Source organism: Nocardiopsis nanhaiensis (genome assembly GCF_054778635.1).
This window is the reverse complement of record NZ_BAAGZJ010000014.1, coordinates 49336-72253: the sequence shown is the minus strand read 5'-3', so window position 1 is coordinate 72253 and position 22918 is coordinate 49336. Positions and strand designations below refer to the sequence as shown.

Sequence of the window (22918 nt, the reverse complement as noted above, 5' to 3'; positions counted from 1 at the left end):
AACTCTAGTCGAGATCGTCGTCACACGGACGAAAGTTGGCGGTAATCTTGCGCAAGAACTTGCAGACGCGACAGGGAAGGACCCCCGCTGATGAAGCACGAGTCGCACTGGTGGCGTGAGGCCGCTATCTACCAGATCTACGTGCGTAGCTTCGCCGACTCCAACGGGGACGGGGAGGGCGACCTGACGGGGATCCGCGAGCGCCTCCCCCACCTCGCCGAACTCGGTGTGGACGCGATCTGGCTCACGCCCTTCTACGTCTCGCCCCTTGCCGACGGCGGTTACGACGTCGCCGACTACCGGGACGTGGACCCGCGATTCGGCACGCTCGAGGACTTCGACGCCCTCCTGGCCGCCGCCCACGATCTGGGCATCCGCGTGATCATCGACGTGGTCCCCAACCACTCCTCCTCCGCGCACCGCTGGTTCCGCGAGGCCGTGGCGGCCGAGCCGGGCAGCGACGCCCGCTCCCGCTACATCTTCCGGGACGGCAAGGGCCCGGGCGGCGACGAGCCGCCCAACAACTGGAAGTCCATCTTCGGCGGCCCGGCCTGGACCCGCCTCAAGACCGCCGAAGGCACACCCGAGCAGTGGTACCTGCACCTGTTCGACCCCGAGCAGCCCGACTTCGACTGGACCAACCAGGAGGTGCACGACGAGTTCGACGACGTCCTGCGCTTCTGGCTGGACCGGGGCGTCGACGGGTTCCGGATCGACGTCGCCCACGGCATGGTCAAGGACCCGGCCCTGCCGGACATCGACGACGGCGCCAAGGCCGACCTGCTCGACGGCAGCACGTCCCTGCCCTACTTCGACCAGGACGGCGTCCACGACATCTACCGCCGCTGGTCGGGCATTGCCGCGAGCTACCCCGGCAACCGGACACTGGTGGCCGAGGCCTGGGTGGAGGACGCCGAGCGGGTGGCGCGCTACCTGCGCCCGGACGAGCTGCACCAGGCGTTCAACTTCGAGTACCTCACCGCTCCATGGGACGCGGCGCGCCTGCGCACGGTGATCGACGGCTCCCTGGCGGCCAACGGTGCGGTGGGCGCCGCCACCACCTGGGTGCTCTCCAACCACGACGTCACCCGGCACGTCACCCGCTTCGGCGGCGGAGAGCAGGGGCTGCGCAGGGCGCGGGCCGCCACGCTGCTCATGCTCGGCCTGCCCGGTTCGGTCTACCTCTACCAGGGCGAGGAGCTGGGCCTTCCCGAGGTCACCGACCTGCCGGAGGACACACTCCAGGACCCCACCTGGGAGCGCTCGGGCCACACCGACCGCGGCCGCGACGGCTGCCGTGTCCCGCTTCCCTGGGAGGGCCGGACCGCCCCGTTCGGGTTCGGCCCCGAGGGCAGCACGCCGTGGCTTCCGGTACCCGACGAGTGGGCGGGCCTGTCCCGCGCCGCTCAGCGCGGGGTGGCGGGTTCGACCCTGGATCTCTACACCACCGCGCTCGGCCTGCGCCGTGACCTCGACGCCCTTGGCGACGGCTCCATGACCTGGCTCGACTCGCCCGAAGGCGTTCTGTACTTCGAGCGTGAGCCGGGTGTGCGGGTCGCGGTGAACACGACCGAGGCACCGGTGGAGTTGGCCGCCGGACCGAACGCCTCCGGCGAGGTTCTGGTCGCGAGCGGCCCCGGAGCCGAGCTCACCACGGACACGCTGTCCCTGCCCGCCGAGACCGCGGTGTGGCTGCGGGCGTAACGCGCATCCCTGACGCGGGCGTCGGGCTGACTCGATTCCCGGCGCCCGTGCACCACCCCCGCCCCCCACCGACCCCGAACCTCTCTGCCATCCGCGGGGCACACCCCGCTCTCGGGCCCCGCCAGTCACGTTTGGAGACCCTAGTGAGGTCCCTTCTTCCCCTGTGCGCGGGTGGGCTGGTGCTCGTCCTGACCGCCTGCTCGACCGCCGACGAACCCGTGGACAAGCGCTTCACCGAACCGCTCACCATCTGGGCCGACGAGGACCGCGCCCTGGCTATGCAGACCTTCGCCGAGGCCTTCACCCGCGGTTCCGACCGCGAGGTGGAGGTGATCGTGGTGGAGCACGAAGAGCTGCGCGCCAGCTTCCTGACCACGCACGCCAGCGGCATCGGCCCGGACATCCTCGTGGGCCCGCACGACTGGACCGGAGAGCTGGCGCTGGCCGAGGCCGTCTCCCCGGTCGGCCTGTCCGACGGCGACGCCGACGCCTTCGCCGCCGGTGCCCTGGAGGCGGTCACCTACGACGGCGAGGTGTACGGCGTCCCCTACGCCACCGAGAACCTGGCGCTGTTCCGCAACACCGACCTCGTAGCGGACGAGCCCGGCTCCGTGGAGGAACTCGTGGAGGCCGGTACCGACCTGGTGGACTCCGGCACCGTCGACCAGGCCCTGAGCCTGCAGATGGGCGACGAGGGCGACGCCTACCACATCCACCCGTTCTTCACCTCGGCCGGCGGATACCTGTTCGGCGAGGACTCCTCCGGCGACCCCGACCCCACGGACCTCGGGGTGGCGGCAGCGGAGTCGGTGGAGGCCTTCGAGCTCTTGGCCGAACTCGGGGAGGACGGTTCGGGAGTACTCACCCGCAGCACGGACCCCGACAACGCGACCGACCTGTTCGCCTCCGGCGCGGCACCGTTCCTGGTCAGCGGGCCTTGGAGCGTACCGGCGGCGCAGGACGCGGAACTGTCGTACGAGGTCAGCTCGATCCCGGCGTTCGCCGACGGTGACGCCGCGCGGTCCCTGCTCGGTGTGCAGACCTTCTTCATCGCCTCGGGCACCGAGGACCCGGACCTCGCCGCGGACTTCGCGGAGTCCTTCGTCTCCGACCCCGAGCTGTCGGTGATCCTGCACGAGGCCGACCCCCGCGTGCCCGCCCTGACGGACGCCCTGGAGGTGGTCGCCGATCACGACCCCGACATGGACGCGTTCCAGCAGGCGGGTGAGGGTGGTCTGCCGATGCCCGCGATCCCGGAGATGGAGTCGGTGTGGAGCCCGTTCTCCCAGGCCGCCGCGGACATCGTCGGCGGCACCGACCCCTCCCAAGCGCTGGCTGAGGCGGAGCGGCAGATCATCGACGGCTTCGACGACTGAACTCCGCCCGCCTCGCTGGAGCGGGTGTTCCCCGGCCCCGCCTCCCAGGCAGTACGTCCGGGAGGCGGGCAAGGCCCGAACCAAGGCCGAGGGCGGCCGCCAGGGCAAAGGCCGGGCCAAGGGCCGAACGAACACGGTTTTCTCGCGTTGGGTAGTCGCCCTGGAACCCTGGGGCAGGCATCACCCATCCGTTTCCAGGGTGTTTCCACATCTTTATCCCCAGGGACTGCAAAGCCTTTCAAAGGCTGCAAGTTATTGCTAACGTCACATCACCAAGCATGCCCGCAACGGACCCGGGTCCTCCGGTGAACCGCATGCACGACCTTCGACAGGCCTCCCGGAAGGAAGACACCATGAGATCCCGCAGCGCTTCAGCGGTCGCCGGTATCGCCGCGATCGCGCTTATGGCGACCGCCTGCAACGGCGACAGCGACAACGGAGGCGACGAGGGCTCGGCCGAGGGCACGCTCGTCATCTGGTCCGACCCCGAACGGGCCGACGCCATCGAGGGTTCGGCCACCGAGTTCGCAGAGGCCAACGGCATCGAGGTCGACGTACAGAACGTCTCCTTCGACGACATCCAGGGCGACCTGGTCAACGCCCACCAGGCGGGTAACGCCCCCGACATCTTCATCGGTGCGCACGACTGGACCGGCAACCTCATGCGCAACGGCGCCGTCCAGCCCGTAGAGCTCCCGGCCGACCGCGCGGAAGCGCTGGACGAGACCGCCATCGACGCGATGTCGCTGGAGGGCCAGCTGCTGGGTGTGCCCTACGCCCAGGAGAACATCTTCCTGATGCGCAACACCGAGATGGCGCCCGACGCCCCCGAGACGTTCGAGGAGCTCGTCGAGGTCGGCACCGAGCTCCAGGACGACGGCGAGGTCGACGAGGTCCTGGCCATGGCCGTGGACCAGGAGGGCGACCCGTTCCGGATGAACGCCCTCATGAGCTCCGCCGGCGGTTACCTGTTCGGACAGGACGGGGAAGGCGACTGGGACCCGGAGGACCTCGGGGTCGGCAGCGACGAAACTATCGAGGCGATGGAGACGATCGCCGAGTACGGCGAGGAGGGCGAGGGCGTACTCCGCCGCACCATCACCGTCGAGAACGAGGCCGCGCTCTTCACCGACGGCGAGGCCCCCTTCTTCGTGGCCGGACCGTGGAACGTCGGTGACATCAACGCCTCCGACATCGACTACGAGATCAGCGCCATCCCCGGCTTCGAAGGCATGGACCCGGCCTCTCCCTACATCGGCTACCAGTCCTTCTTCGTCACCGAGGGCAGCGCCAACAGCGCCCTCGCCGAGGAGTTCGTGGTCAACCACGTCACCGACACCGACTTCGTCCTGGACCTCTACGAGGCCGACCCCCGCACGCCCGTTCAGGTCGAGGCCCTGGAGAGCGTCTCCGAAGACGACCCCAACATCGCCGTGATGGCCGAGACCGCCGAGGCCGGCGTCGCCATGCCGAACATCCCCGAGATGGGTGAGACCTGGGAGCCGCTGGGCGTGGCCCAGGCCCAGATCATCGGCGGCGCGGACGCCCGCGAGTCGCTGGAGACCGCGCACGAGACCATCGCCGAGCGGATCGGCTCCGAGTAGTGGCAGTCAACCGAAACGGCGCGGGCGCCCCCGAGAAGGGGGCGTCCGCCCGTCCATCACTGCCGGGAGGACGTTTCTCCGGCAACGGCTCCCTCCTCGGCCAGCTGGTCAAGATCGGCCTCCTCGGGCTGTTCACCGGTTTGGGCATCTGGGCGATCCTGCCCCTGTACATGGCGGGCAACTGGTGGGGAATCGGCCTGGCGGTGGCCGTGATGGCCCTCGTCTACTGGGTCTACCTGTCGAAACGCACGGTCCCGGCCAAGTACCTGGTCCCCGGCGTGCTGTTCCTGATGGCCTTCCAGATCTTCCCGGTGCTCTACACGATGAGCACGTCGATGACCAACATGAGCGACGGTCACCGGGGCGCCAAGGAACAGGCCATCGCCTCCATCGAGGCGTACTCGGTGGTCCGGGACGACGACTCCCCCGAGTACGTGCTCACCGTGGCCACCACCGGAGACCCCGAGACCGGCGACCTGGTCTTCCTGCTCACCGACTCCGAGGACAACGCCTACGCGGGCACCGAGGACGGGGTGAGCGAGCTCCCCGGTGCCGACGTCGACCAGGCGGGCAAGGTCACCGACGCCTTCGGCTACACCATCCTCACGCCCAACGAGGTCAACGCCCGCAGCGATGACCTCCAGGCCTTCGCCGTGCCCACGGACGACGGGGCGGGGATCCGCTCCAGCGGCCTCTCCAGCGCCTTCGAGGGCAACGCGCAGCGCGTCTACGACGAGGCCTGCGACTGTGTGGAGGACATCGAGACCGGCGAGGTCTACTACGCGGACGACGATCGCGGCGCCTTCTACAACGAGGACGGCGAGCGCCTTCCCCAGGGCTGGCAGGTCGGGGTCGGCTTCGACAACTTCATGCGGTTCCTGATCGACCCGGCTTTCGCCGCCTCGTTCTTCGGCACCCTGGTCTGGAACATCGCCTTCGCCGCCTCGGTCACGTTCCTGGTGTTCGTGCTCGGCCTCGCGATCGCGCTCACCCTGCACGTACCGAAGATGCGCGGCAAGGTGGTGTACCGGATCCTGGTGGTCCTGCCGTACGCCATGAGCTCACTGGCCATGTACCTGTTGTGGCGGGACATGTTCAACGCGGACTTCGGCCTGTTCAACCGGATGCTCGGCTTGCAGGTCGACTGGCTGGGGGACGTGTGGGCGGCCCGCGCCGCGGTGATCCTCGCCAACGTGTGGTTGGGCTATCCGTACATGTTCCTGGTCGCCACGGGTGCCCTCCAAGCCATCCCGCGCGAACTCGGACAGGCCGCGCAGCTGGACGGCGCGGGACCGTGGCAGGCGTTCCGGTACGTCACACTGCCCCTGCTCATGGTCGCGATGGCGCCGATCCTCATCGCCACGTTCGCGTTCAACTTCAACAACTTCAACGCGGTGTGGCTCCTCACCCGAGGCGGGCCGTTCGGTGCGGAGGGCACCGGCGCCGGCGGCGCCACCGACCTGCTCATCACCTACACCTACCGGCTGGCGTTCAGTGAGGCCACGGCCCAGTACGGGTACGCGGCGGCGCTGTCCGTGATGATCTTCCTCATCGTCTCGGTCCTCTCGGTGGTCAGTCTGAGCCGGACCAAAGCCCTGCAGGAGGTGGACCGATGACCGGTACTGACGTCGCCGTGAGGCCCGTCTACCAGCGTTCCAGCGGGCTCAGGGCCAGTCTGTGGCTCACCCGCCTGGGGTGGCGGCACGCGGTCATGTGGGTCGTCGTGGCCTTCGCGGTCTTCCCCGTGCTGTTCGTCGTCTCCGCGGCGATCAACCCCGTCGGTACGCTCAGCAGTTCCCAGCTGATACCCACCGGGGCCAGCCTCGACAACGCCCGGAACCTGTTCCAGAACACCCCGTTCACCACCTGGTACGCGAACTCGCTGTTCTTCGCCCTGACCAACGCGGCCGTCACCGTGCTGCTCTCGGCACTGGCGGCGTACGCGTTCAGCCGGATGCGCTTCAAGGGGCGCAGGGTGGGCCTGATCGGGCTCCTGGTCATCCAGATGTTCCCGCAGTTCCTGGCGATCGTCGCCATCTATCTGATGTTCTCCAACATCGGGGACGTCTACCCGGCGCTCGGTTTCGACACCCGGTGGGGGCTTCTGCTCGTCTACCTCGGCGGGGCCCTGAGCATCAACACCTGGTTGATGAAGGGCTTCTTCGACACGGTGCCGAAGGAGCTCGACGAGTCGGCCCAGATGGACGGGGCCACGCACGCGCAGGTGTTCTTCCGCATCATGCTGCCGCTGGTCACCCCGGTGCTGGCGATCGTGGCGCTGCTGGTGTTCATCAGCACGATCAACGAGTTCCTGATGGCCAGCGTGTTCCTGCGGGACACCGGTTCCCAGACCCTGGGCCTGGGCCTGTACCAACTGGTGGACTCGCAGCGCAACGCCAACTTCGGGATGTTCGCGGTGGGTGCGCTGATGCTCTCCCTACCCACGCTGATCGTGTTCTGGTTCCTCCAGCGCTACATCAGCGAGGGCCTGACCGCCGGGGCGGTCAAGGGCTAGCGGCTGACAGGGCCCGAGGAACAAAGGAGGGGCGCTCCCGTGCGGGAGCGCCCCTCCTTCGGCCGTTCCGGGGTCCGGCTCGGAACTACTTCTTCTTCTTGTCCTCGGCGCTGCCGCCGTCGGTGGACAGGGCGGAGATGAAGGCTTCCTGGGGCACCTCGACGCGGCCGACCATCTTCATGCGCTTCTTGCCCTCCTTCTGCTTCTCGAGCAGCTTGCGCTTACGGCTGATGTCGCCGCCGTAGCACTTGGAGAGCACGTCCTTGCGGATCGCGCGGATGTTCTCACGGGCGATGATCCGGGCTCCGATGGCGGCCTGGACCGGCACCTCGAACTGCTGCCTGGGGATGAGCTCACGCAGCTTCTTGGTCATCTCGACGCCGTACGCGTACGCCTTCTCCTTGTGGACGATCGCGGAGAAGGCGTCGACGGGCTCGCCCTGCAGGAGGATGTCGACCTTGACCAGGTCCGCCTCCTGCTCACCGATGGGCTCGTAGTCCAGGGACGCGAAGCCCTTGGTGCGGGACTTGAGCGCGTCGAAGAAGTCGAAGACGATCTCGGCCATGGGGAGCGTGTACCGCATCTCCACGCGGTCCTCGGACAGGTAGTCCATGCCCTGGAGCTCGCCGCGGCGGTCCTGGCACAGCTCCATGATCTGGCCGATGTAGTCGGCGGGGCTGAGCAGGGTGGCCTTGACCATCGGTTCGTGGATCGAGTCGATCTTCCCGGTGGGGAACTCGCTGGGGTTGGTCACCACGTGCTCGGCGCCGTCCTCCATGTCCACGCGGTAGATCACGTTGGGCGCGGTCGAGATGAGCTCGAGGTTGAATTCGCGCTCGAGGCGTGCCCTGGTGATCTCCAGGTGGAGCAGGCCGAGGAAACCGCAGCGGAAACCGAAGCCCAGGGCCGCGGAGGTCTCCGGCTCGAACGCCAGGGAGGCGTCGTTGAGCTGGAGCTTCTCCAGGGCGTCGCGGAGCACCGGGTAGTCGGTGCCGTCGATCGGGTACAGGCCCGAGAACACCATGGGCTTGGGTTCCTGGTACCCGGGGAGCATCTCCTTGGCGGACTTGTTCAGGGTGGTGATGGTGTCACCGACCTTGGACTGGCGCACGTCCTTCACACCGGTGATGATGTAGCCGACCTCGCCCACGGCAAGACCCTTGCTCTTGGTCGGCTCCGGCGAGCTGACCCCGATCTCCAGGATCTCGTGTGAGGCCTTGGTGGACATCATCTGGATGCGCTCGCGGGGGCTGAGCTTGCCGTCCACGACCCGCACGTAGGTGACCACGCCGCGGTAGGTGTCGTAGACCGAGTCGAAGATCATCGCGCGGGCCGGGGCGTTCTCCTCGCCGACCGGCGGCGGGATCTGGTTGACGATCTCGTTGAGGAGCTCCTCTACGCCCTCGCCGGTCTTGGCGCTCACCTTGAGCACGTCGGAGGGCTCACAGCCGATGATCCCGGCGAGCTCCTCGGCGTACTTCTCGGGCTGGGCAGCGGGAAGGTCGATCTTGTTGAGCACCGGGATGATGTGGAGGTCGTTCTCCAGCGCCATGTACAGGTTGGCGAGGGTCTGGGCCTCGATGCCCTGTGCCGCGTCGACCAGCAGGATCGCGCCCTCACAGGCCGCCAGGGACCGCGAGACTTCGTACGTGAAGTCGACGTGGCCGGGGGTGTCGATGAGGTCGAGCGTGTACGACCGGTCGTCCAGAGCGGTGAACGGGATCCGCACCGCCTGCGACTTGATCGTGATGCCGCGCTCGCGCTCGATGTCCATGCGGTCCAGGTACTGGGCGCGCATCTGACGGTCCTCGACGACCCCGGTGATCTGGAGCATCCGGTCGGCCAGCGTCGACTTGCCATGGTCGATGTGCGCGATGATGCAGAAGTTGCGGATCAGCGCGGGATCGGTCCAGTTCGGCTGTGCCACCGTGCTCCGTTCACAGGGTTGGGTCCGGGTCGTGTGCGCCTGTGGTGGCGCTGCCCCGCCGGGGCGTGGCCCACGGCATCGTCCATCATCCCATGCCGCCAGCGCCGCCCTCACCGGCTGAGGCCGGTACGGATACGGCAGTATGGGCGCCAACGCGTAGGACTTGTGTCCAGATTATGCGACCCGGTACCGGGAACGGCCGGTGCGTGGAGCGGACGGAGAACGGGTGGCGTACGGGTGAAGTGGTTTCTGAAGCGTTTGCTGGCCGGGGTGGCTGCGGTCCTGCTCGTGTTCGCGGGCGCGAGCGCCCTGCTGGCCTACCAGTACTCGGGGACCCCCGAGGAGTGGGCGGCCTCGCAGGGGGCGGACGCCGCCTGGGTGGGTTCGTGGGACGACACGGACGCGCTGGAGGAGCTGCTGGGCACCGGCGGTGTGGACACGCTGTACGTGTACGCCGGCGAGGTGGACCCGGCCGGGAACGTGGACCGGGAGCCGGACACCGACGCGCTCCTGTCGTGGCTGGCGGCCGACTTCCCCGAGGTGCGCGCACTCGCGTGGCTGCGGCACGAGGAGTCGGGTTCGTCACTGATCCGGGACCGTTTCGAGTCCGAGGAGCGTGCGACCTTGGTGCCGCAGGTCGCGGAGGTGGGCACGGACGGCTTCGACGGGGTGCACCTGGAGGTCCGCCCGGTGACGGTGAACGATCCGTCGATGCCCGCGCTGGTGGATGAGCTCCGGGAGGAGCTGGGCGAGGACCCGGTGCTGTCGGTGCAGGCGCACCACGTGGAGCTGATGCCGGGCGGCCGGGTGCCGTCGTTCGTGGCCGGAGGCGAGGAGAAGTACTGGTCCAAGGGATACTTGGAGCGGGTCACCGAGAACGCGGACGAGGTCGTCCTTCCGGGTGTGGACGCGGGTATGCCCGTTACAGGGATGTACGGCGGTTTCATGGTGCGGCAGGTGACCGAGTCAGTGTCGGCGCTGCGCACCCGCGACGACGTCACGGTCCGGTTCGGGATCCCGGCCTACAGCAGTGAGCGGTGGGGGCCGGACCGGGGCAACGAGACCTCGCTGACCGCGATCGCCGCCGTACGGCTGGGGATGTCCCAGGCGGAGGCCCCGGAGACGATGGCGCTGGGTGTGTCCCTGTACCTCGTGGACGAGGCCGAGCAGGGCGACCTGGCCGCCTACCGGACGGCCTGGCAGGCCCCGTAGGGGCGCGGGTGTGCGACTCCTCGGCGGAACACGGGGCCGGGGTCCCGAGTGGTCCGTTGGGTACGGCATACTGGGGAGTCCGTGTCTCGGACTTCCACGTTCGAATTTGAGCCCTGTGGACTCACACACACCCTGCGTCGGCGCCCACGCAGGCCGCTCATGGATCGGCTGCCCATGAGTTGAGCCGCCTGTTCGACCGGCGCGATGATCAAAGTAACTGGAGCACGTTTTCGCATGGCGAACATCAAGTCGCAGAAGAAGCGCATTCTGCAGAACGAGAAGGCTCGTGTCCGCAACCAGGCGGTGCGCTCTTCGCTGAAGACGGCCATCCGGAATTTCCGCGTGGCCGCTGACGCCGGGAACGTCGAGCAGGCCACCGTGGCACAGCGTGAGGCCGCTCGCGCCCTGGACAAGGCCAGCAGCAAGGGCGTCATCCACAAGAACCAGGCCGCGAACCGCAAGAGCGCGATCGCCAAGCGCCTGGACCAGCTGCAGAGCGCCTGAGACCAGAGCGCGGCGGCACCCCGCTCCGGCTGAGGCCGGAAGCGGAAGGGCTTTCGAGGGTCCGTTCCCGTTTCGGGACCGGGCCCTCTTGCTGTCCCCGGTCCGGCCCCACCGGCGCCCGCGATGGCAACCCCGTCGGCACGTTATCCACAGGCGCGCAACCGCCCGGTGACAGAGCGTTGCTCGCTCTCTAGCGTTGATGTCATGACCGCTCCGCGCCGGTCACGGCGCCACCCTCCCGTGTCTGCCCCCGAAGAACGACTCCGCGCGCTCGGCCTGGACCGCTCCCCCGCAGCCCGTCGACTGCGCGCCCGGATCCCACGCCCCGCCGTCGGCGCTCTCACCGCGACCGAACCGCGGCCGAGCGCCGAACCGCACCCCGGGGCGGCCGTCCCCAGCGCCCCCTACGCGGTCGAAGAGGCCACCACCCCCTACCGGCCCGAGCGGCCCCGGGTTGCCGGACCCGCACGCCGGGGCCGTGCAGGTCGACCTGGAGCACTCTGGTCGGGCACCGTGCGCCCGGAGGAGCACACCGAGGGCCGGACGCGGGTGGCGGGGCGCGTGTCCGGGACCGTGGCCTGGCCCGAGCGGGACCCCGAAGACACCCTCACCCCGCCCGCGGCACGACGGCGCCCGGCCGAACCGCCCCGAGCCGAACCCCCTCCGGGTACAACAGCCTCGCCAAGCAGGTTTCCCACCACGACCACCGGCGCCCCGGAGAGCGGACCGTGGCGGGAACGGGTTACCCGGAGCACGGGTTCGACGGGCTCCGCTTCCCCGACCGGCCCGGCGGCCGGCCCGGGGGACGGCTCGTCCCACCGTCAGCCACCGGAAGAGCCCTGGGAGGCTTCGGAAGAGCCAGCGAAGACCTCGGACGCGTCCCCGTCGGCGGAAGGGGACGGGGGCGGAGAAGTGGACACGGCCGGGCGGCACCGGCGCCGCCCCGCCCGGCCGCCCTCCGGATACACGGAGTTGGACCCCGAGGAACCCGTTTCGGCCCTGGACCGGGTGGCGCACTCGTGGGGCGCCAACACCTCCCTGTCCCGGCGGTCGGTGGTGACCCTGGCGGTACTGGGCCTGCTCGCGATAGCCGCCGCGGTCCTGCTGCTCCGCGAACGGCCCAACGACGTGGTCGACCCCGAACTGGTCACCCAGGCCGCCCCGGCCGACGAGGAGGGTGACGGCGCTCCCGCGGACGGCGGGGACGGCGCGGGCGACGCAGACGGGGGCTCAGCGGAGGCAGATCCGGAGCCGGACGCGGACGTGGTGGTGCACGTCGGAGGCGAGGTGTCCGATCCCGGGCTGTACACGATGCCCGCCGGCTCACGGGTGGCCGACGCCGTGGAGGAGGCGGGCGGCCCCCTACCGGAAGCGGACCTGGACCTGCTCAACCTGGCCCGGCCGCTGACCGACGGCGAGCACCTCCTCGTGGGCCTGCCCCAACCGGAGGGCTCGGGGGGCGGCCCTTCGGGTGCCGGGGGCGGGGCCGGTGGCGAAGGGCAGCCGGTCAACATCAACCTGGCCGACCAGGCCGAGCTGGAGACCCTGCCCGGGATCGGGGAGGCCAAGGCCCAGGCGATCCTCAGCCACAGGGAGTCACTCGGCGGTTCCTTCGCCGATGTGGACGACCTCCTGGGCGTGGACGGGATCGCGGAGAAGTCGCTGCAGACGCTCGAACCGCACGTGACGGTGGGGTGAGAGCCCGTGACGACCTGGTTGGGCACCGACGCGCACGGTATGGAAAGGCCACCGGACCTGCGGCTGTTCCTCCCCGCCGCGGCTGCCTGGCTGGCCGCCCTGGGGGCGCTCGCGGTCCCGCCGTGGCTGGCGTGGCTGGGCGCGGGGGTTGCCGGATGTGCGGCCCTGGCGGTGTTCGCGGCCGCGCGGCCGCCGTTGGAGCCGCCCGCCTTGGCGCTGGTGGCCACGCTGGTCTGCGGCGCAACCGTTGCGGCGGTGTCCGGCGCCCACGTGCACCGGGCCGAGTCGAGCGCGGCCGCCTCGGCTGTGGAGCGCGGTGGCGAGGTGGAGTTCCGGGCCGAGGTGTCCACCGACGCGCTCTCCAGGGCCGGGATGCCGCGCCCCGGACGGGCCGAGTGGGTGGTGCCCGCACAGACGGCCTGGGTCCGGTTGGACGGCGACCGGCACGTCTCGCAGGTCCCGGTGGTGGTGCTGGCCTCGGGAGAGGGCTGGGGCGACCTGCTGCCAGGGCAGTCCTTCCAGGGGCGCGGCGCCTTCCTGGAGACCGACGACGACCCGTTGACAGCGGCCCTGGTACCGGTGCGGGGCCCGCCGGAAGAGGTCGCCGAGCCCAGTCGGCTGCAGGACTTCGCCGGGGGCGTGCGGACCGGTCTGCGCGAGGCGGCGTCAGAGCTGTCCCAGCCCGAGCGGGGGCTGCTGCCCGCGCTGATCGTCGGTGACGTGTCGAGGATTCCCGAGGAGACCGCCGAGGACTTCCGGACCACCGGAATGACGCACCTGCTGACGGTCTCCGGGGCCAACCTGGCGATTCTGACCGGGTTCGTACTGGGGGTGGCGCGGTGGACGCGCGCACCGACCTGGTGCACGGTACTCGGCGGCGGGCTGATGATCTGGGTGTTCGTCCTGGTGTGCCGTCCGGAGCCGAGCGTGGTGCGGGCGGCGTTCATGGGGTCGGTGGGGCTGCTGGCGTTGGCGACCGGGCGGCCGCAAGCGGGGATGGGCGCCCTGTGCGTGACCGTGGTCGGTGTGCTGTTCGTGGCCCCGGGACTGGCCGCCTCCTACGGTTTCGCGCTGTCGGTGCTGGCGACCGCGGGGATCCTGCTGCTGGTGCCCGGCTGGACGCGGGCGTGGTCGCGGCGGTGGCCCCGGCCGGTGGCGGAGGCGTTCGCGGTGGCGGTGGCGGCGCACGTGGCGGTCTCGCCGGTCCTGGTGCTGCTGTCCGGGGAGGTGTCCTGGGTGGCGATCCCCGCCAACGTGCTGGCGGCACCGGTGGTGGCCGTGGTGACCGTCGCGGGGTCGGTCCTGACCGCGCTGGCCTCGCTCTGGCCGGGGGCGGCGGCGGTCCTGGTGCACCTGCCCGGGCTCGGGGTGTCCTGGCTCGCGGTGGTCGCCGAGACCGGGGCGCGGGTGCCGTACGGGGCGGTGCCCTGGCGGTCGGACGTGGCGGGCGGGCTGCTGCTGGCCGGTCTCGTGGTGGTGTTCCTCCTGACCCGTGGGCTGACCCGCGGGGTGATCGCCGCCGCGGCCGTGGCGGTGCTCGTCCTGGGGCTGGCCGCACGGTGTGTACCGGGCGGCTGGCCACCGTCCGGCTGGACGCTGGTCGCCTGTGACGTGGGGCAGGGCGACGCGTTCGTGCTCTCCTCGGACCGCGGTGAGGCCGTGGTCTTCGACACCGGGATCGAGCCCGGGCCGGTGGACAGCTGCCTGGACCGGCTGGGAGTCACCGAGGTCCCGCTGCTGGTGCTGAGCCACGACCACGCCGACCACGTCGACGGCACCCCCGGGGTCCTGCGGCACCGGACAGTGTCCGCCGCGCTGGCCCCGGCCGGGTTCGACACGAGCTCGGTGGGTCGGCTGCTCGCCGCAGAGGGTGTGGGGCTGGTGGTCGCCGAACGCGGCCAGGAGTTCCGGGTCGGACCGTGGCTGCTTCGCGTGCTCTGGCCGGACGCGGGGTTCGTCGGCTCGCTGAACGACACTTCGGTCGTGATCCGTGCCGACGGCCCGGAGATGTCGGTGCTGCTCACCGGCGACATCGAGGAGGAGGCCCAGGGGGAGCTGCTGGACGGTCCGGAGCCGGAGCTGCTGTCGGTGACGGTGCTGACGACACCCCACCACGGTGCCGGTACGCAGGTCCCCGAGTTCCTCACCGCGACCGAGGCGACGGTGTCGGTCACCTCCGTGGGCGCGGACAATCCCTACGGCCACCCGACACCCTTCACCTGGGGCTTGTTGGAGGGGGTGGCCCGGGTGAACGCGCGCACCGACCTCGACGGTGACGTCGCCGTCCTGGGCGGTCCGGTCCGTGTGGTGGGCAGAGGCCCCGACGCCGACAGGGAACCCTGACCGCCCCGCCACCGGTCCGGACCGAACAGCGGGAGGAGTGCGGGTTCGGGTTCAGGCACCGGATGGTCCCCGAGGCGTGGCATCCTCGTTGTATGCCTGCACCCGCCCTGATCACGCTCATCGTCGGTGACGAGGAACTCCTCGTCGACCGGGCCGTGGCCGCCGTCGTCGCCTCGGCCCGAGAGGCCGACCCCGACGTGGACGTCCACGACCTGGTGCCCTCCCAGGTGGGCCTGAACACCCTGGTGGAGGTCACCTCGCCCTCCCTGTTCGGCGACCGCCGGGTGGTGGTGCTCCGTTCTTCCCAGGACCTGGTCAAGGACCTGGCGGCGACCGTTACCGACTACCTCAAGGCACCCGCCGACGACGTGTACATGGTCCTCACCCACGCGGGCGGGGCCAAGGGCAAGGCACTGCTCCAAGCGGCGGTGAAGGCCGGGGCCCAGCGGGTGGACTGCAAGGGCCCCACCAAGGGGCCGCAGCGGGTGGCCTTCGTCAAGGGCGAGTTCTCCGCGGCCGGGCGGCAGATCACCTCCGACGCCGCCCAGGCACTGGTGGACGCGGTCGGCACCGAGCTGCGCGAGATCGCCGCCGCCTGCACCCAGCTGGTCGCCGACACCGAGGGCCGCGTGGACGCGGCGGCCGTGGCCAAGTACCACTCCGGCAAGGCGGAAGCCTCGGGGTTCAGCGTGGCCGACCGGGCCGTGGAGGGCCGTCTGCCCGAGGCGCTGGAGCAGTTGCGCTGGTCCCTCGCCGTGGGTACGGCCCCGGTGCTGATCAACAGCGCCCTGGCCGGCTCCGTGCGCGGGATCGCCGTGGCCGCCCAGCCGCCGCGCGGGATGAGCGAGGCCGACCTCGCCAAGCGGGCCAAGGTGCCGCCGTGGAAGATGCGCGACCTGCGCCAACAGGCCCGGGGGTGGAGTGCGGCCGGGGTGACCCGGGCGATGGCGGTGATCGCGGAGACCGACGCGCTCATCAAGGGCGCCGGACGCGACCCCGAATACGCACTGGAACGCGCGGTGATCGAGATCGCCCGCGCCCGAGGCACACGCTGACGTCCCGGGCCCCGCTTCGGACTCCCTCCGCACGTCGGGCCCCGCATATTCAGCGGATGGTCTTGCCGCCCTGCCAGACGCGCAGGGTGTTCAGGCCCATGGACCAGGCGAAGGCGCCCTCGTGGTCGGCGTCCCACTGCACGAGGTCGGCCAGGTTGCCTGGAGCGATCAGGCCCCGGTCGTTGAGGCCCAGCGCGTGCGCGCTGCCCGCCGTGGCCGCGTTGAGCGCCTCCTGGACCGTCATCTCGAACATGGAGATGGCCAAGGAGATGACCAGCGGCATCGACATGGTGCCGGCCTGGCCGGGGTTGTGGTCGGTCCCCAGACCCACCGGAACGCCGTGGTCGAGCAGTGCTCGCACCGGCGGGCTGCGGCGCTCGTGCAGGGCGGTGGTGGGGCAGGCCACGACGGGGGTGCGGGTGGACGCCAGGGCCAGTAGGTCCTGGTCGTCGGCCTCGTGTACCAGGTCGACCGAGGTGCAGCCCAGTTCGGTGGCCATCCGGACGGCGCCGTGCCGGGGCCGGGAACAGGCGTGCAGGGTGGTGCGCAGTCCCACTGACTGGCCCACGCCCAGGAGCATGTGGGCGTCCTCGGTGGTGAACTGCTGGTTGTCGCAGTAGACGTCGACACCGTCGGCTCCGGCCATGGACGCGTCGCTGAGCCAGGAGGCGGCCGTGCTCACGTACTCCTTGGTGCGGCCGAAGAACTCGGGCGGTACACCGTGCGCGGGGAAGAAGGTGACGTGCAGGCGCGGCATGCCCGGTTCCTCCTCCAAAGAGCGCAGCAGGCGCACGTCGGCGAGCTCGCCGTCCCTGGTGAGGTGGTAGCCGGTCTTGGCCTCCACGGTGGTGCTACCGGACAGCACCCAGTGCCGCAGCCGTTCGCGGACGGCGTTGCACAGTGTCCAAGGGTCGGTTCCCCGGGTGATGGTGACGGTCGTGGACACACCCCCGCCCGCCGCGAAGATGTCGGCGCGGGTGGCCCCCTTGGCCCACATGTTGACCTCGGCGTAGCGGTCACCCGCGTAGACGGGGTGGCAGTGGGCGTCGACCAGTCCGGGGGTGACGAGGCCGCCGCCGATGTTGACGATCTCGTCGACGTCGGTGAGGTCCTCCATCACGCCCGGGATGTGCTGGGGAAGCTCCGCGGCCGCGCCGACCCAGGCGATCCGGTCGTTGTCCAGGAGGACGGCGGCTTTCGTGAGCAGCTCGTTCCCGGTCCAGAGCCGACCGATGTTGGTGAGGAGTACTACCGGCATGGGTGGTCCGCCCTCGCCGGTCAGTTCCGCTGGGGTACGTGCGGAACGGGCGCGTGGGGTGCACGGGCGGACATGGGGACCTCGTATCTGGGTGCGATTCCGACAGGGCCGTGAGCGACCCTGGGTCGCTTCGCGGTGCCGTGACAGTGGGGGTTCGCGTCGGCCTCGGGGGACAGCGATCACTGTCGGCCAGTGCTCAAAGACCGTAGTCCATCCGCGGACTCCGTGTACACCTCCTCTCGGGGACGAATGCGAGCGTTCACGACCGAAATTCGCAAGCCGAAAAGGTGATGAAGGCCACTATCGCCCTGGAGGCCTGGTCAACAGCGCGGCCGGGCCGCCTCGTGGGCGCCCCGGCCGTGTTCCGCCACCGCCCGCGCACCCGCGGGCCGTGCCTCGCTTCTTGTTCCCGTTATCCGGTCCGCCAGTCTGGACCCGCCAGTCAGCCCCGCCTAAACGTTACTGGGCGTAAACTCCTCCAGCTTGGCGGCGAGCAGTTCGGGGACGAAGGCGTGGAGCGCCGTGCCCTCCCCGGTGTGCTCCTCGCTGAGGATGCGGCCCTCGTCGTGCACCTTGGCGACCAAGTCGCCCCGGGAGTACGGGACGAGCGCGCGTACTTCCTCGGCGAGCTCCGGCAGCGCCTCGGCCAGTGCCGTGACCACTGCGGGGACGCCCTCTCCGGTCCGCGCCGAGACCTCGACCAGGTCGGGGTAGCGGGTACGCAGCGCCTTGAGCGTGTCCGGGTCGGCGGCGTCGACCTTGTTCACCACGACGAGCTCGGGCACGTCGACGGCCTCGATCTCGGCGAACACCTCGTGGACCGCGCTGATCTGCTGCCCGGGGTCGGGGTGGGAGCCGTCGACCACGTGCAGGATCAGGTCGGCGTCGGCCACTTCCTCCAGGGTGGAACGGAACGCTTCCACCAGCTGGTGCGGCAGGTGCCGGACGAAGCCGACCGTGTCGCTCAGGGTGAAGCCGCGGCCGTCGAGTGTGCGGGCCTGGCGGACCGTCGGGTCGAGGGTGGCGAACAGGGCGTTCTCCACCAGCACCCCGGCTCCGGTGAGCCGGTTGAGCAGGCTGGACTTGCCCGCGTTGGTGTATCCGGCGATCGCCACCGAGGGGACCTTGCGGGTGCGGCGGACGTCCTTCTTGACGTCGCGCGCGGTACGCATGTGGGCGAGCTGACGGCGCAGCTTGGCCATCTTGTCGTTGATGCGTCGGCGGTCGGTCTCGATCTTGGTCTCACCGGGACCGCGCAGTCCCACACCGCCGCCGGAGCCGCCGCCGGAGCCGCCCGCCTGTCGGGACAGGGAGTCACCCCAGCCGCGCAGGCGCGGCAACAGGTAGTTGAGCTGGGCGAGTTCGACCTGGGCCTTGCCCTCGCTGCTGCGGGCGTGCTGGGCGAAGATGTCGAGGATGAGGGCGGTCCGGTCGACCACCTTGACCTTGACGACGTCCTCGAGCTGGCGCAGCTGGCCCGGGGTGAGCTCTCCGTCGCAGACGACGGTGTCCGCCCCGGTGGCCTCGACGATGTCGCGGAGTTCGCCGGCCTTGCCCTTGCCGACGTAGGTGGCTGGGTCCGGCTTGGAGCGGCGCTGGGTGAGCCCTTCGAGGACGAGGGCGCCCGCCGTCTCGGCAAGTGCGGCGAGTTCGGTCAGGGAGTTGTCGGCTTCGACCTGGGTCCCCCTGGTCCAGACACCGATGAGGACGACGCGCTCGAGGCGCAGCTGCCGGTTCTCGACTTCGGTGACGTCGGTGAGTTCTGTGGACAGGCCCTGGACGCGGCGGAGCGCGTGCCGTTCGGCCAGTTCCATCTCGCCCTGGTCGGGGGCGTAGCCCGGGTCCTCGTAGCGCTCGCTGCCCGCGGTCTCGCGGGGTGCGTCGCCGGTGTGGACCCCGCCCCCGACGGTGGTCGCCTCACGGAACGGGTCCTCGCCCTGGGCCCCGTGGCCCGAGCGGTCGCTTCCGTGGGTGTCAGCTGTATTCATATCCCTCCAGGTGGGTCAACGCTGATGCGGCCGTGATTCTTCCCTGTCCGCCGCGTACGCGGCACCGCCCCGCTGCCCCGTGGAGCGGTCGGCGACCGCCGAGGCCCGGTACGCGGCCGGGAAAGTGCTCACTGGGTCGATGGTGACACCTCGCTACGGGTGAAGGCACGTTAATTATCGCGGGTGACGTGACACAGGCCACCACCCCCAGAGCCGCGGGTATCCGTGCCAATCAGCGCCAAGACTGAAGAATCACGAAACTTCCAGAAGAAGTTTTACTGCGCTTCCCTCTGTGGAAAAATTGCACGTCACTGACACCACGAGTGACATTGACCGCTCGACATCAAGATAGTAGTTTCACTTCCACATACCAGAAGCTTGTTTCGTATTGCGGAAGGTTTTCCATGGGCGCCAAGCACGGGGTTGAGATCACCGGCCCCCTCAACGAACGGTTCGACGAGATCCTCACCGAGGACGCCCTCGCGCTCGTCGCCGAGCTGCACCGCAACTTCGAGTCTCGCCGCCAGGAACTCCTGGCCGCGCGCAAGACCGTCGAGGCGCGGGTCGCGGCCGGTGAGGACCTCGACTTCCTCCCGGAGACCAAGCACATCCGTGAGGACGACAGCTGGAAGGTCGCGCCGCCCGCACCGGGCATCACCGACCGCCGAGTCGAGATCACCGGTCCCACCGACCGGAAGATGACGATCAACGCGCTCAACTCCGGCGCGAAGGTGTGGCTGGCCGACTTCGAGGACGCCAACACCCCGTTGTGGGAGAACATGGTCCAGGGGCAGCTCAACCTGCGCGACGCCCTGGACCGCGAGGTCGACTTCACCTCCCCCCAGGGCAAGACGTACTCCCTCAAGGAGGACTCCGAGCTGGCCACGATCGTCGTGCGCCCGCGCGGCTGGCACCTGGACGAGAAGCACATCCTCGTCGACGGCGAGCGGGTCAGCGGCGGCATCGTCGACTTCGCGCTGTACTTCTTCCACAGCGCCAAGCGCCAGATCGCCAAGGGCAAGGGCCCGTACTTCTACCTGCCGAAGATGCAGGGCCACCTCGAGGCCCGCCTCTGGAACGACATCTTCGTGCTGGCCCAGGAGCGCCTGGAGATCCCCCGCGGCACCATCCGCGCCACGTGCCTGATCGAGACCATCCCGGCCGCGTTCGAGATGGAGGAGATCCTCTACGAGCTGCGCGAGCACTCCGCCGGCCTGAACGCCGGGCGCTGGGACTACCTCTTCAGCATCATCAAGACTCACCGCACCCGGGGCCGCAAGTTCCTGCTGCCCGAGCGCAACGCCGTCACCATGACCGCCCCGATGATGCGCGCCTACACCGAGCTGCTGGTCAAGACCTGCCACAAGCGCGGCGCCCACGCCATCGGCGGTATGGCCGCCTTCATCCCGTCCCGCAAGGACGAGGAGGTCAACAAGGTCGCCTTCGCCAAGGTCCGCGACGACAAGTCCCGCGAGTCCGGTGACGGCTTCGACGGCTCCTGGGTCGCCCACCCCGACCTGGTCCCCGTCGCCAAGGAGATCTTCGACGGCGTCCTTGGCGAGAAGCCCAACCAGATCGACAAGCAGCGCCCCGACGTCGAGGTCAGCGCCGCCGACCTGCTCGCCGTGGACAAGACTCCGGGCGGCAGCACGATCGACGGCCTGCGCGGCAACATCAACGTCGCCCTGCAGTACCTGGCGGCCTGGATGGGCGGCAACGGCGCGGTGGCCATCCACAACCTCATGGAGGACGCCGCGACCGCCGAGATCTCCCGCTCGCAGATCTGGCAGTGGCTGCACAACGACGTCACCCTCGACGGCGGCGAAAAGGTCACCGCCGAGCTGGTCAAGCAGATCATCGGCGAGGAGCTGGCCACCATCAAGGAGGGACTCGGCGACAACTACAGCGAGGACCTGTTCACCCAGGCCAGCGAGCTGTTCACCGAGGTCGCGCTGGACGACGACTACGTCGACTTCCTCACCCTGCCCGCCTACGAGCGCATGCCTTAGCAGCGGCCTCCGGTGGCCGGGCGCACACCGGGTCGTCCCGGCCAAGGGCGACCACTTGGGCCCCGTGCCGCAGGTCATTTCATAAAACGGAAGAACGTTTCCACCGCGCCCCTTGCCCTGGCAAGGGGCGCGGTCGTACGGTCCCCTTGCGAGGTCGCAGTCGGAGAAGGAGACCCCGGCCACACTCTCCGACCGAACCCGGGAGGCGCCCATGGCCACGACCGCACATCCACAGAGCACTCCAGCGGCACTGGCCGCGCTGGTGCCGCGACTACGGGAGATCTGCGGTGCGGACGGCGTCCTGACCGACCTCGCCCAGCGGCGCGTCTACGAGAGCGACGGCCTCGCCTACCACCGCTCCACGCCGGGCGTCGTGGCCATGCCGACCTCCACCGCGCAGGTCGCCGCCGTCATCCGGCTCTGCGCCGAGCACGGCGTTCCCTACGTTCCCCGCGGGGCGGGCACCGGACTCTCGGCGGGAGCGCTCCCCCACTCCGAAGGCGTCCTCCTCGTCACCTCCCGGATGCGCCGGATCATCGAGATCGACCTAGACAACGAGTGCGCGGTCGTCGAACCCGGCGTCGCCAACCTCGACATCACCCGTGCCGCGAGCCCCCACGGCTACTACTACGCGCCCGACCCCTCCAGCCAGCAGGTGTGCTCAGTGGGCGGCAACGTCGCGGAGAACTCGGGCGGAGCCCACTGCCTCAAGTACGGGTTCACCGTCAACCACGTGCGCGGCCTGGAGATCGTCACCCCGGCCGGAGAGGTCGTCGAACTGGGCGGAAAGGCCACCGGTGCGCACGGTTACGACCTCATCGGGGCGTTCGTCGGCTCCGAGGGCACTCTGGGCGTGGCCACCCGCATCACCGTGTCCCTCACCCGCTCACCGCAGAAGACCGTCACCCTGCTGTCCGCGTTCACCTCCATGGACGCCGGAGGCCAAGCGGTCAGCGCCATCATCGCCGACGGCCTCCTCCCCTCGGCGATCGAGATGATGGACGCACTCGCCATCGAGGCCGCCGAGAGGGCCGTGGCCTGTGACTACCCCGAAGGCGCCGCGGCCGTGCTGGTCGTGGAGCTGGACGGCCCCGCCGAGGAGGTCGACGCCCAACTGGAGCGGGTCACCGCCCTGTGCGCCGACGCCGGTGCCTTCGAGACCCGCGCGGCCAGCGGCGCCGAGGAACGCGCGCTCATCTGGAAGGGCCGCAAGTCCGCCTTCGCCGCGGTGGGCCGGATCAGCCCCGCCTACATCGTCCAGGACGGCGTGGTGCCGCGGACCGCCCTGGGCGAGGTCCTGGGCCGGATCGCCGCGCTGTCCGCCGAGAGCGGGATCCGGGTCGCCAACGTCTTCCATGCCGGTGACGGCAACCTGCACCCCCTGGTGCTCTTCGACGACGCCGAACCCGGCGCGGGCGAGCGCGCCGAAGAGGTCTCGGGCGCGATCCTGGACCTGTGCATCGAGCACGGCGGCTCCATCACCGGTGAACACGGCGTGGGAGTGGACAAGGCGTGCAAGATGCCGCGCATGTACGACGACGCCGCGCTGGACACCTTCGACCGGTTCCGGCGGGCCTTCGACCCCGACGGGATCGCCAACCCCGAGAAGCTGTTGCCCACCCCGCGCCTGTGCGGAGAACGGCCAGGGGTCACCACCGGCGTGCACCCGCTGGTGGAGTCCGGCAGGGCCGAGCAGTTCTGAACCGGACGGTCGTGACCAACTCA

Annotated in this window: 15 protein-coding genes; 12 read left to right on the top strand and 3 right to left on the bottom strand. The window is 70.0% G+C overall.

The features are described from left to right. Nucleotides 1–90 precede the first annotated feature (90 nt). The 5 genes from ACYVD1_RS09335 (at nucleotide 91) to ACYVD1_RS09315 (ending at nucleotide 7199) form a co-directional block, all read left to right on the top strand. The gene (locus ACYVD1_RS09335) at nucleotides 91–1704 is read left to right on the top strand and encodes a glycoside hydrolase family 13 protein (protein ID WP_460770359.1); all 1614 of its coding nucleotides are present in this window, start codon (nucleotides 91–93) and stop codon (nucleotides 1702–1704) included. A gap of 179 nt (nucleotides 1705–1883) precedes the next feature. Further along, entirely contained in the window at nucleotides 1884–3080 is a 1197-nt protein-coding gene (locus ACYVD1_RS09330; protein WP_460770356.1) for a sugar ABC transporter substrate-binding protein, read from the top strand. 353 nt (nucleotides 3081–3433) lie between these two features. Beyond that, nucleotides 3434–4684, top strand: coding sequence for a sugar ABC transporter substrate-binding protein (locus ACYVD1_RS09325; protein ID WP_460770354.1), 1251 nt, complete (start codon nucleotides 3434–3436; stop codon nucleotides 4682–4684). Further along, entirely contained in the window at nucleotides 4684–6300 is a 1617-nt protein-coding gene (locus ACYVD1_RS09320; protein ID WP_460770350.1) for an ABC transporter permease subunit, read from the top strand. Before ACYVD1_RS09325 ends, ACYVD1_RS09320 begins: the two co-directional genes overlap by 1 nt. Continuing rightward, entirely contained in the window at nucleotides 6297–7199 is a 903-nt protein-coding gene (locus ACYVD1_RS09315) for a sugar ABC transporter permease (RefSeq protein ID WP_460770348.1), read from the top strand. Before ACYVD1_RS09320 ends, ACYVD1_RS09315 begins: the two co-directional genes overlap by 4 nt. An 85-nt stretch (nucleotides 7200–7284) precedes the next feature. Here the strand turns inward: ACYVD1_RS09315 and lepA are convergent, their stop codons facing one another. Beyond that, nucleotides 7285–9126, bottom strand: coding sequence for a translation elongation factor 4 (gene lepA, locus ACYVD1_RS09310; protein ID WP_460770345.1), 1842 nt, complete (start codon nucleotides 9124–9126; stop codon nucleotides 7285–7287). Nucleotides 9127–9363: 237 nt separating this feature from the next. On the opposite strand from lepA, the gene ACYVD1_RS09305 reads away from it, so the two are divergent. The 5 genes from ACYVD1_RS09305 to holA all read left to right on the top strand — a co-directional run bounded on the left by ACYVD1_RS09305 (nucleotide 9364) and on the right by holA (nucleotide 15938). Next, complete coding sequence (locus tag ACYVD1_RS09305; protein ID WP_460770342.1) at nucleotides 9364–10338, top strand: hypothetical protein; 975 nt, start codon at nucleotides 9364–9366, stop codon at nucleotides 10336–10338. Between the two features lie 234 nt (nucleotides 10339–10572). After that, nucleotides 10573–10842: a 30S ribosomal protein S20 gene (gene rpsT / locus ACYVD1_RS09300; RefSeq protein WP_460770339.1), complete on the top strand. Its 270-nt coding sequence runs from the start codon at nucleotides 10573–10575 to the stop codon at nucleotides 10840–10842. Between the two features lie 204 nt (nucleotides 10843–11046). Then, entirely contained in the window at nucleotides 11047–12540 is a 1494-nt protein-coding gene (locus ACYVD1_RS09295) for a helix-hairpin-helix domain-containing protein (RefSeq protein WP_460770336.1), read from the top strand. A gap of 6 nt (nucleotides 12541–12546) precedes the next feature. Further along, nucleotides 12547–14883, top strand: a complete 2337-nt coding sequence (locus tag ACYVD1_RS09290) for a ComEC/Rec2 family competence protein (protein WP_460770334.1) — start codon at nucleotides 12547–12549, stop codon at nucleotides 14881–14883. A 92-nt stretch (nucleotides 14884–14975) separates the two neighbouring features. After that, nucleotides 14976–15938: a DNA polymerase III subunit delta gene (holA, locus tag ACYVD1_RS09285; RefSeq protein WP_460770331.1), complete on the top strand. Its 963-nt coding sequence runs from the start codon at nucleotides 14976–14978 to the stop codon at nucleotides 15936–15938. Between the two features lie 49 nt (nucleotides 15939–15987). Here the strand turns inward: holA and ACYVD1_RS09280 are convergent, their stop codons facing one another. Both ACYVD1_RS09280 and hflX read right to left on the bottom strand, forming a co-directional pair. Next, a complete protein-coding gene (locus ACYVD1_RS09280) occupies nucleotides 15988–17196 on the bottom strand; it encodes an amidohydrolase family protein (protein WP_460770327.1) in 1209 nt (402 codons plus the stop codon). Between the two features lie 452 nt (nucleotides 17197–17648). Beyond that, the gene (gene hflX / locus ACYVD1_RS09275; protein ID WP_460770325.1) at nucleotides 17649–19184 is read right to left on the bottom strand and encodes a GTPase HflX; all 1536 of its coding nucleotides are present in this window, start codon (nucleotides 19182–19184) and stop codon (nucleotides 17649–17651) included. Between the two features lie 404 nt (nucleotides 19185–19588). Between hflX and aceB the strand changes: the two genes are divergently transcribed. Then, entirely contained in the window at nucleotides 19589–21193 is a 1605-nt protein-coding gene (aceB, locus tag ACYVD1_RS09270; protein ID WP_460770323.1) for a malate synthase A, read from the top strand. 211 nt (nucleotides 21194–21404) lie between these two features. Then, nucleotides 21405–22895 carry an FAD-linked oxidase C-terminal domain-containing protein gene (locus ACYVD1_RS09265; protein WP_460770320.1) on the top strand — a complete coding sequence of 497 codons (1491 nt, stop codon included), beginning with the start codon at nucleotides 21405–21407 and terminating at the stop codon, nucleotides 22893–22895. The last annotated feature ends 23 nt before the right edge of the window (nucleotides 22896–22918 follow it).